Consider the following 15,109-nt stretch of genomic DNA (forward strand, 5'->3'; position numbering starts at 1 on the left):
GAAAGCCGCAAAATCCGTGCCCCTTCGCTGCCGCGCCCGCACGCCGCCGCGGGCGTGGCACCGCTGTAAGGATTGCCGGGCGATGTAACGGTTACGGGCGGCTGCGACGTCACCGCAGTTGGCGCGGCGCGCTGCGGGGGCAGCATGCCGGGTGCCTCCCAGCGGCATGGAACTTGCGCGGCACGCGCAAGGGCCAGCGCGCCCTCCACAGACAGGAGTCAGCCATGTCCACACCGAAGAGCGTCCCACCCCAGCACCAGGACCGCCAACCCGGGCTGGAAGCGCCCATGCGGCCGCAGCCGGACAGCGGCGCGGACGACTACGTCGGCAGCGGCCGCCTGCAAGGGCGCGTGGCGCTGATCACCGGCGGCGACAGCGGCATCGGCCGCGCCATAGCGGTGGCTTTTGCGCGCGAAGGCGCTGACGTTGTCATTGCCTACCTCGACGAGCATGCCGACGCCCGCGAAGCCGTCGAACTGGTCGAAGCCTCCGGACGCAAGTGCCTCGCCGTCGCGGGCGATCTTGCCGACCGCAGCCATGCCGAGGGGGTTGCGCGCCAGACGCTGCAGCAATTCGGCAAGCTCGATATCCTGGTCAACAACGCCGCCGAGCAGCATCCCGAGAAGTCCCTGGAAGACGTCGAAGAAAGCCAGGTCGAGGCCACCTTCCGCACCAATGTCTTTGCGATGTTTCACCTGACGCGCGCAGTGCTGCCGCACATGAAGGCGGGCGCGTCGATCCTGAACACCACGTCGGTGACTGCGTATCGCGGCAGCAAGCATCTGCTCGACTACTCCGCGACCAAGGGCGCGATCGTGTCGTTCACGCGCTCGCTCGCGCTGCAGGTGGTTGAACGCGGCATCCGCGTCAATGGTGTTGCGCCGGGCCCGATCTGGACCCCGCTGATCCCGTCCACCTTTACAGCGGAGGAAGTCGCCGAGTTCGGCAAGAAGACGCCGATGGGCCGGCCGGGGCAGCCATTCGAAGTGGCGGCGGGCTTCGTGTTCCTGGCCTCGGATGCGGCCAGCTATATCACGGGGCAGATCCTGCACATCAACGGCGGCGAGGTCGTCAACGGCTGAACCAGCCGCGCATGTAGTTCGGGCGCTGCGCTTGCAAAAATTGCACGTGCCGCGCGCCGCCTCGGCCGCCAGCGTGCAGGTCCGGCGCGGGCGTGGCTCTTGCAAGCGGCGAAACTACCGCATCCATTCATCGATACAGGGAGCCACCATGTCACCGATCGTAGCGGGTCGCTTCGACTCCATCGCCAGCGCCGAAGAGGCGGCGCGGATCCTGTTCGCGCGGGGTTTTTCGGTATGGGACGTTTCCATCATGTCGGTACGGCCGCAAGGCGAGGTGCAGGCCGGGACGCAAGCCGAGACCCACACCGACAATAGCGCCGGCAACGTGATGCTGGCCGCCTGCGTCGGCAATGGGCTGTCGTCGGTTGCGGTGGACGTGCTGCGCGAAGCCGGCGCGAGCCACCTCGAGCGTGCGCAGGGCTGCTGGGAATGCGGGCAGTGGACCGACTTCGACCCGAACGTGCACGGCGAGCCGGTGCAGGACGTTGAAGGCGAATACTGGCCACGGCCGCTGGCACGGGAGTCGGTCGCCGAGCAGTCCACCGGCAACGAAGACCCGGGCAGCGAGCTGGAGCATTTCGTCAACCAGAAGCGTGCCGAACACGACTGAGCGGCGCGACCGCGCCATTCCCCGGAACGGCAACGCCATTGCCGAACTCGCGCGCCTGCGCCCTACGCAACTCACGCTGGGCTATGCCCACGTCAGCCAAAAAAAAGAAGTCACGCAGCGCCACGCGGATCGCAACGACGGCGAGGCGCTGCGGCGCTTCATGCGCAGGCACCGCATCAAGACCATTGCGGGCCCCGGCGGCAGCCTCTATATCGTCGATCATCATCACTGGGCGCGCGCCTGGCTGGAGCTGGGATACCAATGGGGGCCGGTGCGCATCCTGCGCGACCTGAGCGCACTGAGTCCGTCCGCGTTCTGGAAGCGCATGCGCCAGCTCAACCACGTCCATCCATATGACGAGCACGGCGAGCTACACGGCCCCAGGGCGCTGCCGCCCACGGTGATGGGGATGCTCGACGACCCGTACCGCAGCCTGGCGGCATTTGCGCGCATGGCGGGCGCCTACCGCAAGCCGGGCAATGCCTATGGGGATTTCCGCTGGGCCGGCTTCCTGCGCGAGCGCGTGGTGCAGGATCATGACAGCATCGCCGGCTTCGGACTGGCGCTGGCCGAATCGATCAGGCTAGCGCGCAGTTCCCAGGCCAGGGAGCTGCCAGGATTTTGCGGCGGACCTGCAAACAGCAAGAAAGGGAAAGGCTGAAACGGCGCGGCGAGGGAGCGCTGAGATTCGCGCCCGTGGCGCGTCGTCCCCGCGCGAGCGGGAACGACGGGGTGCGTGAACGCGTCAGCGTTCCGATTTGTGCTTTGGCAGCTTCTTGGTCTTGGTCGATGCCATCTTGTCGAGTTCTTTCTCGCTCATCGACTTGTACATCGAACGCGAAGCGCCCTTCAGCGATCCGGCCTTGGTTTCCCCGCGCTTGGCGGAGAGCGCCGCTCCAGCGGCCTGCTGTTGCGCCTTCGATTTGGCTGGCATGTCAGTCTCCTGGATAGGGTGAAGGAAAAACGGGCGATGCGGCAGACAGGCCCGGCGTGAGCAGCGATGCCGCTCATGCCGGGCCTGCCTGCCGCCGTTGCCCGCTGGACGGCCGGGACGCTATATCCGGCCGAGAACCACGAGCAGCAGCACAATCAGGACGATCAAGCCCAGGCCGCCGCTTGGCCAGTAGCCCCAGCCGGAACTGTACGGCCAGGCCGGCAGGGCGCCGACCAGCAGCAGGACAAGAATGATCAGAAGAATAGTGCCGATTCCCATGGCGTGCTCCTTGTTCGTGGATCGGGGAAGCCGGGGGCTTCCGTACCGAAGCGGCCCGCGCATCTGAAAGGCCACTGCTCAAGGTTCAGCCTACGTCAAGGCTCGCCTGCGTCCCCCCGGGCAGGGACTGATAACGGTGTAGGAATCGGACGACGCCGTGCGCGATGCGCCTTTGGCGCGCTGCACACGGCTCGTGCAGCACATTGGCGCCGTTGTGGCCGCGCGCTCAGCCCGCTTCGGTCAGGCCGTGCTCGACCGCGTAGACTGCCACCTGCACGCGGCTGGCGAGGTTGAGCTTCTTCAGGATGTTCTGCACGTGGATCTTCACCGTGCTTTCGGCCACGCCGAGATCGCGCGCGATCTCCTTGTTGCTTTCGCCGCGTGCCAGCCCCTGCACGATCTCGCGCTCGCGCGCGGTCAGGCGCGGCGCGTCGTCGTGGCGCGCCGCGCCGGCGGGAGTCGGCGTGCGGAACTGCGCCACCAGCTTGGCCGTCATGCTGTCGGAGATCACCGGCTCGCCCGCGGCGGCGCGGCGGATGCCGGCGATCAGCGCCTCGGTCTCGATGTTCTTGATCAGGTAGCCGCGCGCACCGCTGCGCAGCGCGGCGGCCAGCTCCTCGGCCTCTTCGGACACGGTCAGCACGATCACCGCGGTCTGCGGCAGGTCTTCCACCAGCAGCTGCAGCGCCTCCAGCCCGGACAGGCCGGGCATGTTGAGGTCCAGCAGGATCACGTCGGGGCGATGCTGCTTGGCGCGCTTGATGCCCTCCACGCCGTCGGCGGCTTCGTCGACGATCTCGAAGTCGGTCTGTCGCTGCAGCAGCGCGCGGATGCCGGAGCGGAACAGGGTATGGTCGTCGATCAGCAGGATGCGGATGGTCATGGCTGGGTCTCTGTGTTCTGTGGGGCGCGGCGCGGCAGCACCAGTTCGATGCGCACGCCACGGCCGGGGGCCGCCTGCACATGCAGCTGGGCGCCCAGGCGCGCGGCGCGCTCGCGCATGATGTTCAGGCCGATATGCGCGTCGGCGCGCGTGGCGGGTTCGGCAGGATCGAAGCCTTCGCCGTCGTCCTCAACCACCAGGCGGAAGTCGCGGCCGTGGCTGAGCGCCACCGTCACGTGCGCGGCCAGCGCATGCTTGCGCACGTTGGAGAGCGCTTCCTGCAGGATGAAGAGCACCTGCAGCTGCTGTTCCGGCGCCAGCGGCCGGCCGCCGGCGCCGTTGCCGTCGGCATGCTCGTCGATGGTGAGCGTGGCTTCGGTGCGGCACTGGCGGCGGAAGCGCGCCACGGTGTCTTCCACTGCCGGGCGCAGTTCGCCGCCGCCCAGGCGCGAGCGGAAATTGTTGAGCAGCTCGCGCACGTCCTGGTAGCTCTCCTCCACGCCGTGGCGCAGCATCGGCACGATCTCGCGGGTCTCGGCGAGGTCGTCGCGCGCGACCGCGTCGTCAAGCAGTTGCACCTGCAGGTTCAGGTAGTTCAGCCCCTGCGCAATGCTGTCGTGCAGGCCCTGCGCCACCAGATTGCGTTCTTCCACCACCGCCAGCTGGCGCGCCGTCGCCGACAGCCGCAAGTGCTCCAGCGCCGTGCCCAGGTGCTGGCCCAGTGTTTCGAGCAGTTGCCGGTCGGAGGCGGGCAGCGCGCGCGGGGCGCGGAAATGCAGTGCGAACACGCCGGTGGCGCCGCGCTGGCTTTCGATGCGGAAGGCCGCCAGCGCGCGGAAGCCGTTGCGCGCGCACGGCGTGCCGTCCTCCATGGCCGTGGCGCCCTGCCTGCCGTCCTGCATGCCGCGCAGGTCGGTGATGGTAATCACGGCCTCGCGCGTCGCGTCGCCGCAGTGGCAGGCATCGGCGGCGGCGCACGACGCGGCCTCGGCCAGCGCCGCGGGCAGGCCCGCGCTGGCCAGCAGGTGCATGCGGTTGTGGCGTGGGTCGAGCACGCGCACGCTGCCGCCCTCGGCGTCGAACTGGCGCATCACGCGCGCCAGGAAGCCGCGCGCCATGGTGTCGGCGTCGCGGGCCTGGTTCAGGAACGCCGCCATGTCGTACAGCTCCTCCAGGTCGCGGTTCTGGCGTTCCAGCTCGGCGGTCTTCTGCGCCACGCGAGTCTCCAGGTCGTGATACAGGCTTTGCAGTTCGCCGGCCATGCGGTTGAAGCCTTCGCTGAGGGTGCCGAACTCGTCGCGCGTCTCCACCGGCAGGCGCAGCGAGAACTCGCGCGCGGCCATGCGCCGCAGGCCGTCCTGCAGCCGCAGCACCGGCAGGATGATCCACAGGTAGAGCAGGTAGATCACGGCCACGGTGCCCACGCAGGCCATCAGCGCCAGCGCCGTCTGCGACAGCCGCAGCAGGTCGGTCTTGCGCGCGCTGTCGTGCTCGATCATGCCGACCAGCTTGTCGGCCTGCGCCACGAAGCCCGGCAGCGCGGCGATATAGCGCGCCGGCGCGGTGCTGTCGGTGCCGGCCATGGCGATCGGGCGCAGCTGGGTGTGCCAGTCCTGCGTCACGCGCGCGAGCTGGGCGTGGATGGCGGGTTCGTCGGGCAGGAACAGCGGGCGCGACGGGTTGCCGCGGCGCAGCTGCGCCAGCGTGCCGTCCAGCGCCTGCACCTGCATCGCCAGCGCATTGCCGCGCTGCGCGTGCGCCAGCGTCAGCTCGATCGCGACCCGGTTGGCGCGCATGCGCAGGCTGCCGGCGTCATTGATGGCGGCGCCGGCGCCTTCGAGCTTCCAGGACAGCCACAGCGTGCCGGAGATCATGCCGAGGACGACCAGCAGAACGGCCAGCGACAGCGAGATGATGCGCGTGGAAAGGCGGTGGCGCAGCGGGGTGGCGGCCTGCGCTTCGGCCGGGGGATCGGCCGGGGGATCGGCCGATAGATCGGTGTAAGGCATGGTTCGGTATCGGGGGCTACCTGTCAGGGGAACGCCGGCGTACTGTCAGTCGCGTCAGTCGCGCGCGCGTCTCGAAGGCAATTCTCCACGTGACAGGCGCTGCACTACCTGCGCCAGATCAACAAAACGCGAGGTCGGCCAATTCGCATGTGCGCCCGGGATCGCATTGCTCGTCCGCAGTCAAGCGTGATGGCGATGAATACGACGCTACAGCATGTCACGTTGTGATATATCGACACGCCAGTCCCCTTACACCGGCTATTGGCGCCCGACTTATTCCCGATCAAATCCCCACGCCGGGCCGCGCCCTAGCATCCGGTCAATACCGGTCCGGAGAATCCACACCATGTCTGATGGCATCGACACCCTGGTGCAGCAGCACCGCAGTTGCGACGCCGCGCTGGCACGCCTGGAAGGCGCGCTGCGCGAAGCCGGCTGGACAGGGGCCGCCGCGGCCTTCGCCGAGCTGGAGACCGCGCTGGCCGGCAATTTCGGCGCGGAAGAGGCACGGCTGTTCCCCGCCTTCGAGCAGGCCACCGGCATGGCCGGCGGCCCGACCGCCGTGATGCGACAAGAACACGACGAAGTGCGCGCGCTGGTGGACAACGTGCGCGAATGGCTGTCGCTGCGCGACGCCAATGCGCTCGCGGCCGAGACCGACACGCTGGTGGTGCTGCTGCAGCAGCACAACATCAAGGAAGAGAATGTGCTGTTCCCGATGTGCCGCGCGCACGTGCCGCGGCTCGACGCCGTGCTCGACGGCATTGCCTAGCGCTGGCGAGGCAGGGCAACCCAGATGAAGGCCGCCAACCTCGATTACGAGCGCGCGCCGCGTCCCGCGGTGGTGTTCGGTTGCCTGGTGCCGGCGCCGTGGCTGGGCGCCGCGGCAGGGTTGCTGCTCGCGGCGGGGCCCGCCGGCGGCTTGCCGGACCGCTTTGCGCCGCTGGCGCTGGTGGCGGTCCATGTGCTCGCGCTGGGCATGCTGATGCCGGTGATGGTGGGCGCGTTGTTCCAGATGATGCCGGTGGTGGCGGGCGTGGCCGTGCCGGGTGCCGGCGTGCTGGCACCGTTTGTCGCCGTGGCCGGTGCCGGCGTGGCCGCCGGGCTGGGCTTCGGGCTGCTTGGCGGCATGCCGCAAGGCATGCAGGCCGCCGCCGCGGCCGGCCTGCTGCTGTTGCTTGCCGGCGCGCTGCTGCTCATTGCCGGACGGCGCGTGGCCGCGGTCGACGCCACCACGCGCACGCTGGCCGGCATCGGCGCGCCGCTGCTGGCCGCGGTGCTGTGCGGCATCGCGCTTGCCGGCACCTTCGGCGGCTGGTGGCAGGTGCCGGTGGCGCCGGTGCTCGACATGCATATGGCCTGGGCGCTGGGCGGATGGCTGGCGGCACTGGTGGCCGGCGTGGCCACCACCGTGTTGCCGATGTTCTGGCAGACGCGGCGCCTGCCCGCTGCGCCGGCGCGTGGCCTGCCGATGGCGCACTGGGTGCCGCTGGCGCTGTTCAGCGGCGCAACCCTGCTATGGCCCGGCCAGCCTGCCCTGGGCCAGGCGGTGCTGCTGGCGTGGCTGGCGTTCGTCGCCGTGGTGGCCGCGTTCGGGCTGGCCGGCACCCTGCGCGCGCGGCGCCGCCAGGACCCGCTGTGGCTGCTGTGGCCGGTGGCCTGCGCCAGCATGCTGGGCGCGGCCGTGCTGGGCGCGGCGGCGATCGTGTGGCCCGCATCGGCTGCACCGCTGGCGTGGTGGGCCGGCACCATGGCGCTCATCGGCACCGGCGTGCTGCCGGTCACCGCGATGCTCGGCAAGATCGTGCCGTTCCTGGTCTGGCTGCACTTGCGCCGGCTGCTGCCGCCGCGCGCGCGCGTGCCGGCCATGCAGGCCATCATCGTGCCCGCCCGGCAGCGCCGCCAGGCGTGGCTGCTGCTGGCGGCCTACCTGCTGCTGCTGGTGCTGCCGCTGGCGCCGGTGCCGCTGGCCCGCGCCGGCGGCCTGCTGCTTGCCGCGGCCAATGCCTGGCTCGGCTGGCAATTGTTGTCCGCGTTGCGCTGCATGCGGCAGATGCGCCGCAGTGGCGGCCTGCCGCCGCGCCATGCGGCCTGGAATGCTGAACGCAGTCATGCCGAAGGAGGTCATCACCATGGGTGAAGCCATCAACCTGGAAGCGCTGCCGTTGTTCCGCGGCGTCGATGCGGCCGTGGTGGCGCAGTTGCGCGCCGCGGCCACGCTGCGCTGCCTGCGCAAGGGCGAATACCTGTTCCGTGGCGGCGAGCCGTGCGCCGGCCTCTATATCGTGGCGGAGGGCCTGCTCAAGCTGGCGCTGCAGCCGCCCGCCGGCGACGAGGCCGCCTGCGAGCGCGCCATCGAAGTATTCGGCCCGGGCGCGGCCTTCGGCGAAGACCTGCTCTGCCTGGACGTGCCGGGGCGCATGGCCTGCCAGGCGCAGACGCGCACGCTGGTGCTGCAGATCGGCAAGGCGGCGCTGTGGCAGGCCGTCATGCAGGAGCCGCTGCTGGCCGCGCAGCTGTTGCGCAACCTGTCGGGCCGGCTGCATGGGCTGATGCGCGACATCGAGGCGATCAGCCTGCAGACCGCGCTGCAGCGCGTGGCTGGCTTCCTGCGCGAGCAGGCGTTTGCCACGCGGCGCACCTGGCTGGCCTGCACGCAGCGCGTGATTGCGTCAAAGCTGGGGATTACGCCCGAGACCCTGTCGCGCGTGATGCACAGGTTCTGCGCCGAGCGGCTGGTGCGGATCGAGCGCGGCAAGATCTACCTGATCGATCCGGATGGGTTGGCGCGCCAGGCCGGCGTGGAGGAGCCGGCGGTGGCCTGAATGTCGGCACGTCAGGCACGTCAGGCACGTCCGGTGCCGCGTGCCGGGGATCCGGACGCGGCACGCAGGCTCAGGCCGTAGCGGCCACCTTGGCAGAAGCCAGCGCCGCTGGCTTTTCCCCTGTCATCAGGTAGTGGATCAGCTCGGCCACCGGGCGGATCGCCTCGCCGAACGGCAGCGCGCCCCTGCCGCGGAAGAACAGCCCGCGTTCCACGTCGCCACGTACCGCCTGCGCGAGCTTGAGGTCGATGCAGAACTGGCCGATGCGCGCAATGCCGTCGCGCAGGCCGCACGATTGCAGGCAATCGAACCCTTCCAGGCACTCTCGTACCTTGGCGCGGCGCTGCAGCCTGGCTTCGCTCGACAGGTAGCGCGACAGCCACGGCGTCAGCACCGCGCGCGCCGGCAGGCCGGCCACGCTGGTGAACTCGCGCAGCGTCTCGGGCCGCGCCGTGGCCAGCACCTGCTTGAAGGCCGGATGCGCATCGCATTCCTCGGTGACGGCAAAGGCGGTGCCGAGCTGCACCGCGGCGGCGCCCTCGTTGAGCCAGTGGCGCACCTTGGCATGGCTGTCGATGCCGCCGGCGAGAATCAGCGGGATGCTGTCCCATGCCAGCCCCAGCGACTGGAACAGGTCGCGGCACTCGGCCAGCACGCGCGAGAACGAAAAGCGCGGCTCGGACAGGTCCTGGATGGTGGCGGCGCCAAGGTGGCCGCCGGCATGGGCCGGGTGCTCGACCACGATGGCATCGGGCAGGCGGCCCTTCTTCATCCAGCGGCGCAGCACCAGGCCGATGCCGCGGGATTCCGACAGGATCGGGATCAGCGCCACCCCGGGGTGGCCGGCGGCCAGCTCGGGCAGGTCCAGCGGCAGCCCTGCGCCCATCACGATGGCATCGGCGCCGCTTTCGCACGCCTGGCGCACCAGCGAGGCATGCGAGCCCACCGCCTTCATCACGTTGACCGCGATCAGCCCGCGGCCTTCCGACAGCGTGCGCGCGGCGCGGATCTCGCGGTCGAGCGCCTCGAGGTTGGCGGCTTCGATGCCCGCCTTGTCGCGCACGCCGCGGGTGCGCGCCATCAGGTCGGGATGGTGGTGGCGCAGGTCGATGCTGGCGATGGTGCCCACGCCGTTCTCGCGTGCCACTGCGCCGGCAAGCCGGTGCGCCGAGATGCCGATGCCCATGCCGCCCTGCACGATGGGCAACAGGCGGCGGCCGGCCAGCTTCAGCCAGTGTTCGTTCATAAAAGGGATCTCCGGAAGGTGAATCGCGTGTGGCCGGCAGCCGGCCTGGCGCGGGGGGTGACTGGCGAAGCGTGGCACAGCGGAAAGCCCCTGCGTTTGCCGCAGGTCAAGCCCACGGGCGCTGCCTGCCATCGGCCTACGCCGACCGGCATACGCCGGCGCCAGCCATGTGCCGTTGGTGCGGGTTTGCGCGCGATCAAGCCCCTTGCGCCAGCGCGTGGCTAGCATCGGCCGCTGTCTTTGTCCTGTTTTTTGTCCTGTTTTCCCACACCATGACAACTGCCTCTACTGGCCCGGATGCGGCCACCGTCGCGCCTGCCTGCGCGCCACGCCGGCCCCAGCTGGTTGCGCCCGCCGGCTCGCTGGCGGCGCTGCGCATGGCGCTGCAGCACGGCGCCGACGCGGTCTACCTGGGCCTGCGCGATGCCACCAATGCGCGCAACTTCGGCGGCCTGAACTTTACCGAGGCCGACATCCGCACCGGCGTCGCCGAAGCCCACGCCCGCGGCGCCGAAGTGCTGTTCGCGATCAACACCTTCGCGCAGATGGGTGCGGTGCCGCAGTGGCACCGCGCCGTCGACGCCGCGGCGGAACTGGGTGCCGACGCGGTCATCATGGCCGACGCCGGCCTGTTGGGCTACGCCTGCGAGCGCCATCCGCGGCTGCGCCTGCACCTGTCGGTGCAGGGCTCGGCCACGCATGCCGATGCCATCGAGCTGATGCGCGAGCGCTTCAATATCCGCCGCGTGGTGCTGCCGCGCGTGCTGTCGCTGGCGCAGATCGGCAAGCTGGCGCGGCAGACCAGCGTCGAGCTGGAAGTATTCGGCTTCGGCAGCCTGTGCGTGATGGCCGAAGGGCGCTGCCTGCTGTCGTCGTACGCGACCGGGGACTCGCCCAACAACAAGGGGGTCTGCTCGCCCGCGCACGCGGTGCGCTGGACCGAGCAGGACGGCACCATGCAGGCGCGCCTGTCAGGCATCCTGATCGACAGCTACGCGCCCGGCGAGCCGGCCGGCTATCCGACCTTGTGCAAGGGCCGCTTCGAGGTGGAGGGCGAGCGCGGCTACGTGCTGGAAGAGCCCACCAGCCTCAATGCGCTGTCCCTGCTGCCGGCGCTGGTCGGCATGGGCATCGCTGCGATCAAGATCGAAGGCCGGCAGCGCAGCCCGCGCTACGTCGCCGATGTGGTCGGCGTGCTGCGCGCCGCCATCGACGACGCCTGCGGCGATCCCGCACGCTTTGCGCCGCGCCAGGAGTGGCAGGCCACGCTGGGCCGCCATGCCGAGGGCGACCAGGTGACCCAGGGCGCCTACGACCGGCCATGGCGGTGACGCGGATGGACGCGACCAGCCTAAATCGCCCCGTCGATCCCCCCGCCACCCTTGCCACGATGGAACCTGCCATGCCCGATACCGCCACGGCGACCGCGCCTCGAGCTGTCTCGCAACATACTGCACCGCAATTCGGCATCGCCCTCGGCCCGCTGCTGTACTACTGGCCGCGCGAGCGCGTGCTGCAGTTCTACGCCGCCGTCGCCGATGCCCCGGTGGACCGCGTCTACCTCGGCGAGACCGTCTGCACGCGGCGCCACGAACTGCGCCACGCGCAGTGGCTGGAGATTGCGCAGATGCTGCGCGATGCCGGCAAGGAGGTGGTGTTGTCCACCCCGGTGCTGGTGGAGTCCGATACCGACATCGCCTGGATGCGCCGCGCCTGCGAGCAGCACGACTACCTGGTCGAGGCCAATGACCTTGGCGCGGTGCGCTGCATGGGCGGGCGGCCTTTCATCGCCGGCCCGCACCTGAACGTCTACCACGCCGACACGCTGGCGTGGCTGTCCGGGCTGGGCGCGGCCGGCTGCGTCGTGCCGGTGGAAATGGACGGCCGCACGCTGGCCGCGCTGGCCGCGGCGCGGCCGGGTGGCGTTGGCGTCGAAACCTTTGTCTGGGGCCGCATGCCGCTGGCGTTCTCGGCGCGCTGCTTCACTGCGCGCCACCATCGGCTGCGCAAGGACAGCTGCGAATTCCGCTGCATGGACTACCCCGACGGCCTGGTCGCCGCCACCGGCGAAGGCCAGGCGTTCTTCACGCTCAACGGCGTGCAGACCCAGAGCGCGACCTGCCTCGACCTGTGCGCCGAGGCGCTCGCCATGGCCGCGATGGGCGTGGACATGCTGCGCGTCAGCCCGCACTCGACCGGCACGCTGGAGGTGGTGCAACAACTGGCGGCGATCCGCGCGGGCGAGCGCGCGCCGGCGCCCAGCGGCATCGCCCCGGCGGGGGCGCAGCCCTGCAACGGCTACTGGCACGGCGGCGCCGGCATTGCGTGGGAGGCACGGGCATGAATGCGAACACAAGCCCATTGCACAAGCTGATGGCCGGCGTGCACCGGCGCATGCCGGCGCGGGCGCGCGCGCTGCCGCTGGTGGCAGCGCTGGAACTGGCGCGGCGCGCCGGCTGGCTGGAGCCGCCGGCCGCGCTGGAAGGCCATGTATTCCTGCTGACGGTGCAGGACCTGGGGCTGGAAGTGCCGTTCCGCTGCGAAGGCGGGTGCTTCCGCACCGCCGGTGCCGGCAGCGGCGAACCCGCGCTGACGCTGCGCGCCGCCGCGGTCGACTACCTGCGGCTGCTCGGCGGCGAGGCCGACACCGACACGCTGTTCTTCCAGCGCAAGCTGGTGATCAGCGGCGACACCGCGCTCGGGCTCGAGGTCAAGTACTGGCTCGATGCGGCGCCGCGGCCGGCGTGGGTCAGCCAGGCGGCGGCGCGGCTGGTGGCGCTGCAGGGCGCGCTGACGGTACGCGCGGGTTAGCCGGCGCCATGTTCTGGCCACGGCTGGTCAGGCCGCTTCGCCATCCACCATGTACCGGTTGCGGCCCGCGCGCTTGGCGCGGTACATCGCGCTGTCGGCGCGGTGCAGCAGCGGCTCCAGCCGCGGCGACTCGGGCACGGCGCAGACCGCGCCCACGCTGATCGTCACCACGGGCTGCACCGGCGTGCCGCGGTGCGCGATGCCAAGCTCGCGCACCGCGGCGACCATGCGGCGCGCCACGTCGCGAGTCTCTTCGCGCGATGCGCCGGGCAGCACCGCCGCGAATTCCTCGCCGCCCAGCCGCGCGCAGAACTGCTCGCCCGTTACCGTGCCGGCCAGCGCGCAGGCGATCTGGCGCAGGCAGTCGTCGCCCGCCAGGTGGCCGTGCAGGTCGTTGTACTGCTTGAACAGGTCGACATCCAGGATCAGCAGCCCCAGCGGCTGGCCGCGCTCATGCGCGCGGGTCACGGCGGCGAGCGACTCGCGCTGGAAGTAGCGCCGGTTGGGGATGCCGGTGAGCGCGTCGACGTCGAGGTCGGCCTGCACCTGCCACAGCTGCTCCTCGGTCTGGCCGAGGCGCGCGGTCAGCGCCAGCTCGCGCGACTGGAAGCGGCTGATGTCGCGCATGAACACCAGGCTGCCGATCTGCCTGCCGTCCAGGCGCTCGACGCGTTCGACAGCCAGCTCGAACGGGGCACCCGGCGGCACGAACGGCGTGGCGGGCGCAAGGCCGGGCGCAGCCTGAGCCGATCCCTGAGCCGGTCCCTGAGCCGATCCCGGCGCCGATTCCAGTGCCGTCTCCCATCCTGCCGGCACCGCGCTGCCGCGGTGCAACTGCGGCCACAGCTGGGCCGCGGCGGGGTTGAATTCCACCACCGCGCCCTTGGCGTCGACGATCACACAGCCCTCGCGCAGCGCGTCGAACACGCGCAGCCGGGCGTAGTGGCCGATATCGTCGAGGTGCGTGCGCAGCGCGCAGAACCACACCAGTACCGCCATCAGCGAAAACGTGGCCGGGGTCAGGTCGCCGCCCAGCGGGCCGGTCCAGCGGTTCAGGTAAGCCACATGGGCAATCAGCGGCAGCGCCAGGCCGCCGGCCAGGATGACGCGGCCGCGGCGCGACAGGGCGTCGTTGGGCACTTCGGCCGTGATCAGGAAAAACCAGCTCAGCGCCAGCAGCGAGTAAGACCAGAAGGCCGCCACGGCGTAGCCCGCGCCATGTTCGAACACCGCGCCGGGCGCGACCCCGGGCGGCATCAGCGTAATGCGCGTCCAGACCAGGTGGTGCCGCTCATTGGTGAAGACCAGCACTACTGTCACCACTGCCGCCATCACCGGCAGCCACAGCCGCGACCATGGCACCACGTAGCGCGGGCGGCTCAGGTGCACCATCGCCACCAGCCAGCCGATCGGCACCGCGACGATGCCGATGTACTGGATCTTGGCCCACAGGATGCGCCCGGGCAGGTCGGTCGAACTGATCTCAAGCAGGCGTCCGCCGCTCCAGACCACCGCGCCGAAGGCCAGCACCAGGAACGCCTGGACGGTGGGGTCGTCGCGCCGGGGCCAGGTGGCTATGGCCATGCCGATGCAGCAGACGACGGCGACGGTGAGCAGCAGGACCAGTGGATATGAGGGCATGAACCGGGGCGCGTCCTGAACCAGTCCTGTGTGGAGATCCGCCAGCCGGGACGGCGGGGATGGCGAATCGGGGTGTCATGATCTGCATGATACCGGTGCGCGCGCGTTGTCATGGCAAGCCGCGCAGGAAAAAAATTGGCCGCGGCCAGGCGCGAGCCACCCGGCGCGCAACGCCACGGCGCTCGTGCCGGTTCAGCTCGCGCTCGGACGCGGTGTCTCGCGGATCAGCCAGGAGGGAATGTCGGTGACGGCCTTCGCGCCCGCGGTCCAGTCAGTCAGCGGGCCCTGCATGAACAGGTGGCCCCAGCCATCGATCCACTTCTGCTGGGCGCGGGCCAACAGTTCCAGCATGGCCGAGGCATAGTGCAGCGGCCCGCCCAGCAGCGGCAGCTCGCAGGCGATCTCGCGCGCGTACAGGGTCTCGGGGTCCTGTTCCACCAGCATGCCCACGGCGTCGAAGCGCAGTTCCTCGGCCATGTTGCTGGCAAATTCCAGGTTCAGCTCGGCCATGCGGCGCCAGTTCTCGGCCAGGTCTGCCTGGATGGACTGGAACTGCTGCAGGCTGGCAAAGCCTGCCGTGAAGACGGCAGGGAAGGGCCAGGCGGGCCAGGCAGGCCAGAAGGCTTGCGTTGCGGTCATCATCATGGGCATCTCCGGTACGGGTCCACAGGGCGCGCCACCGCAGGGTGGTGAGGGCACCACATGCATGCTGCACTGCAAACGACGCCTGACTAGCTTAGGCAGGCCAGGCGACCTTTGCCATCCCAATGCCGCCCGCGCCCTCATTTG

Annotated in this window: 16 protein-coding genes; 9 read left to right on the forward strand and 7 right to left on the reverse strand. The window is 70.3% G+C overall.

Translation table 11 applies throughout. The features are described 5' to 3' along the window. The first annotated feature begins 224 nt into the window (after window positions 1–224). The 3 genes from ACAD63_RS22690 (at window position 225) to ACAD63_RS22700 (ending at window position 2,353) form a co-directional block, all read left to right on the forward strand. On the forward strand, window positions 225–1,082 hold the full coding sequence (locus ACAD63_RS22690; RefSeq protein WP_434034382.1) for an SDR family oxidoreductase: 858 nt from the start codon (window positions 225–227) through the stop codon (window positions 1,080–1,082). 148 nt (window positions 1,083–1,230) lie between these two features. After that, window positions 1,231–1,692 carry a hypothetical protein gene (locus tag ACAD63_RS22695; RefSeq protein ID WP_135703248.1) on the forward strand — a complete coding sequence of 154 codons (462 nt, stop codon included), beginning with the start codon at window positions 1,231–1,233 and terminating at the stop codon, window positions 1,690–1,692. After that, window positions 1,676–2,353: a ParB/Srx family N-terminal domain-containing protein gene (locus tag ACAD63_RS22700; protein ID WP_240745845.1), complete on the forward strand. Its 678-nt coding sequence runs from the start codon at window positions 1,676–1,678 to the stop codon at window positions 2,351–2,353. The genes ACAD63_RS22695 and ACAD63_RS22700 overlap by 17 nt, the downstream gene beginning before the upstream one ends. A gap of 84 nt (window positions 2,354–2,437) precedes the next feature. Here the strand turns inward: ACAD63_RS22700 and ACAD63_RS22705 are convergent, their stop codons facing one another. From ACAD63_RS22705 to ACAD63_RS22720, 4 genes are all read right to left on the reverse strand, one after another. Continuing rightward, complete coding sequence (locus ACAD63_RS22705; RefSeq protein WP_133095986.1) at window positions 2,438–2,626, reverse strand: DUF3008 family protein; 189 nt, start codon at window positions 2,624–2,626, stop codon at window positions 2,438–2,440. A 120-nt stretch (window positions 2,627–2,746) separates the two neighbouring features. Continuing rightward, window positions 2,747–2,905, reverse strand: a complete 159-nt coding sequence (locus ACAD63_RS22710; protein ID WP_133095985.1) for a DUF3309 family protein — start codon at window positions 2,903–2,905, stop codon at window positions 2,747–2,749. Between the two features lie 226 nt (window positions 2,906–3,131). Continuing rightward, window positions 3,132–3,788 carry a response regulator gene (locus ACAD63_RS22715; protein ID WP_133095984.1) on the reverse strand — a complete coding sequence of 219 codons (657 nt, stop codon included), beginning with the start codon at window positions 3,786–3,788 and terminating at the stop codon, window positions 3,132–3,134. Beyond that, entirely contained in the window at window positions 3,785–5,797 is a 2,013-nt protein-coding gene (locus ACAD63_RS22720) for a type IV pili methyl-accepting chemotaxis transducer N-terminal domain-containing protein (protein WP_135703247.1), read from the reverse strand. The genes ACAD63_RS22715 and ACAD63_RS22720 overlap by 4 nt, the downstream gene beginning before the upstream one ends. Window positions 5,798–6,143: 346 nt before the next feature. Between ACAD63_RS22720 and ACAD63_RS22725 the strand changes: the two genes are divergently transcribed. From ACAD63_RS22725 to ACAD63_RS22735, 3 genes are read left to right on the forward strand one after another with little or no spacing between them, the layout of a single operon-like run. Then, window positions 6,144–6,569: a hemerythrin domain-containing protein gene (locus tag ACAD63_RS22725; RefSeq protein ID WP_434034383.1), complete on the forward strand. Its 426-nt coding sequence runs from the start codon at window positions 6,144–6,146 to the stop codon at window positions 6,567–6,569. Between the two features lie 24 nt (window positions 6,570–6,593). Further along, window positions 6,594–7,937, forward strand: coding sequence for a hypothetical protein (locus ACAD63_RS22730; protein ID WP_434034384.1), 1,344 nt, complete (start codon window positions 6,594–6,596; stop codon window positions 7,935–7,937). After that, window positions 7,930–8,622 (forward strand): Crp/Fnr family transcriptional regulator, encoded by a 693-nt coding sequence (locus ACAD63_RS22735; protein ID WP_133095980.1) that lies wholly within the window; start codon window positions 7,930–7,932, stop codon window positions 8,620–8,622. Before ACAD63_RS22730 ends, ACAD63_RS22735 begins: the two co-directional genes overlap by 8 nt. A 70-nt stretch (window positions 8,623–8,692) precedes the next feature. Here ACAD63_RS22735 and ACAD63_RS22740 read toward each other — a convergent pair whose 3' ends face one another. Continuing rightward, window positions 8,693–9,868 carry an NAD(P)H-dependent flavin oxidoreductase gene (locus ACAD63_RS22740; RefSeq protein ID WP_133095979.1) on the reverse strand — a complete coding sequence of 392 codons (1,176 nt, stop codon included), beginning with the start codon at window positions 9,866–9,868 and terminating at the stop codon, window positions 8,693–8,695. 272 nt (window positions 9,869–10,140) lie between these two features. On the opposite strand from ACAD63_RS22740, the gene ubiU reads away from it, so the two are divergent. The 3 genes from ubiU (at window position 10,141) to ubiT (ending at window position 12,679) form a co-directional block, all read left to right on the forward strand. Continuing rightward, window positions 10,141–11,199 (forward strand): ubiquinone anaerobic biosynthesis protein UbiU, encoded by a 1,059-nt coding sequence (ubiU, locus tag ACAD63_RS22745; RefSeq protein ID WP_434034385.1) that lies wholly within the window; start codon window positions 10,141–10,143, stop codon window positions 11,197–11,199. A 71-nt stretch (window positions 11,200–11,270) separates the two neighbouring features. Then, the gene (locus ACAD63_RS22750) at window positions 11,271–12,212 is read left to right on the forward strand and encodes a U32 family peptidase (protein ID WP_135703245.1); all 942 of its coding nucleotides are present in this window, start codon (window positions 11,271–11,273) and stop codon (window positions 12,210–12,212) included. Further along, window positions 12,209–12,679, forward strand: a complete 471-nt coding sequence (gene ubiT / locus ACAD63_RS22755) for a ubiquinone anaerobic biosynthesis accessory factor UbiT (protein ID WP_135703244.1) — start codon at window positions 12,209–12,211, stop codon at window positions 12,677–12,679. Before ACAD63_RS22750 ends, ubiT begins: the two co-directional genes overlap by 4 nt. Before the next feature lie 27 nt (window positions 12,680–12,706). Here the strand turns inward: ubiT and ACAD63_RS22760 are convergent, their stop codons facing one another. Both ACAD63_RS22760 and ACAD63_RS22765 read right to left on the reverse strand, forming a co-directional pair. Continuing rightward, window positions 12,707–14,320, reverse strand: a complete 1,614-nt coding sequence (locus tag ACAD63_RS22760) for a histidine kinase N-terminal 7TM domain-containing protein (protein WP_135703243.1) — start codon at window positions 14,318–14,320, stop codon at window positions 12,707–12,709. A 192-nt stretch (window positions 14,321–14,512) separates the two neighbouring features. After that, on the reverse strand, window positions 14,513–14,965 hold the full coding sequence (locus ACAD63_RS22765; protein WP_240745844.1) for a polyhydroxyalkanoate granule-associated phasin: 453 nt from the start codon (window positions 14,963–14,965) through the stop codon (window positions 14,513–14,515). Window positions 14,966–15,109: the final 144 nt, after the last annotated feature.

It is taken from the genome of Cupriavidus sp. a3, from assembly GCF_051015765.1.
Lineage (GTDB): Bacteria > Pseudomonadota > Gammaproteobacteria > Burkholderiales > Burkholderiaceae > Cupriavidus > Cupriavidus oxalaticus_A.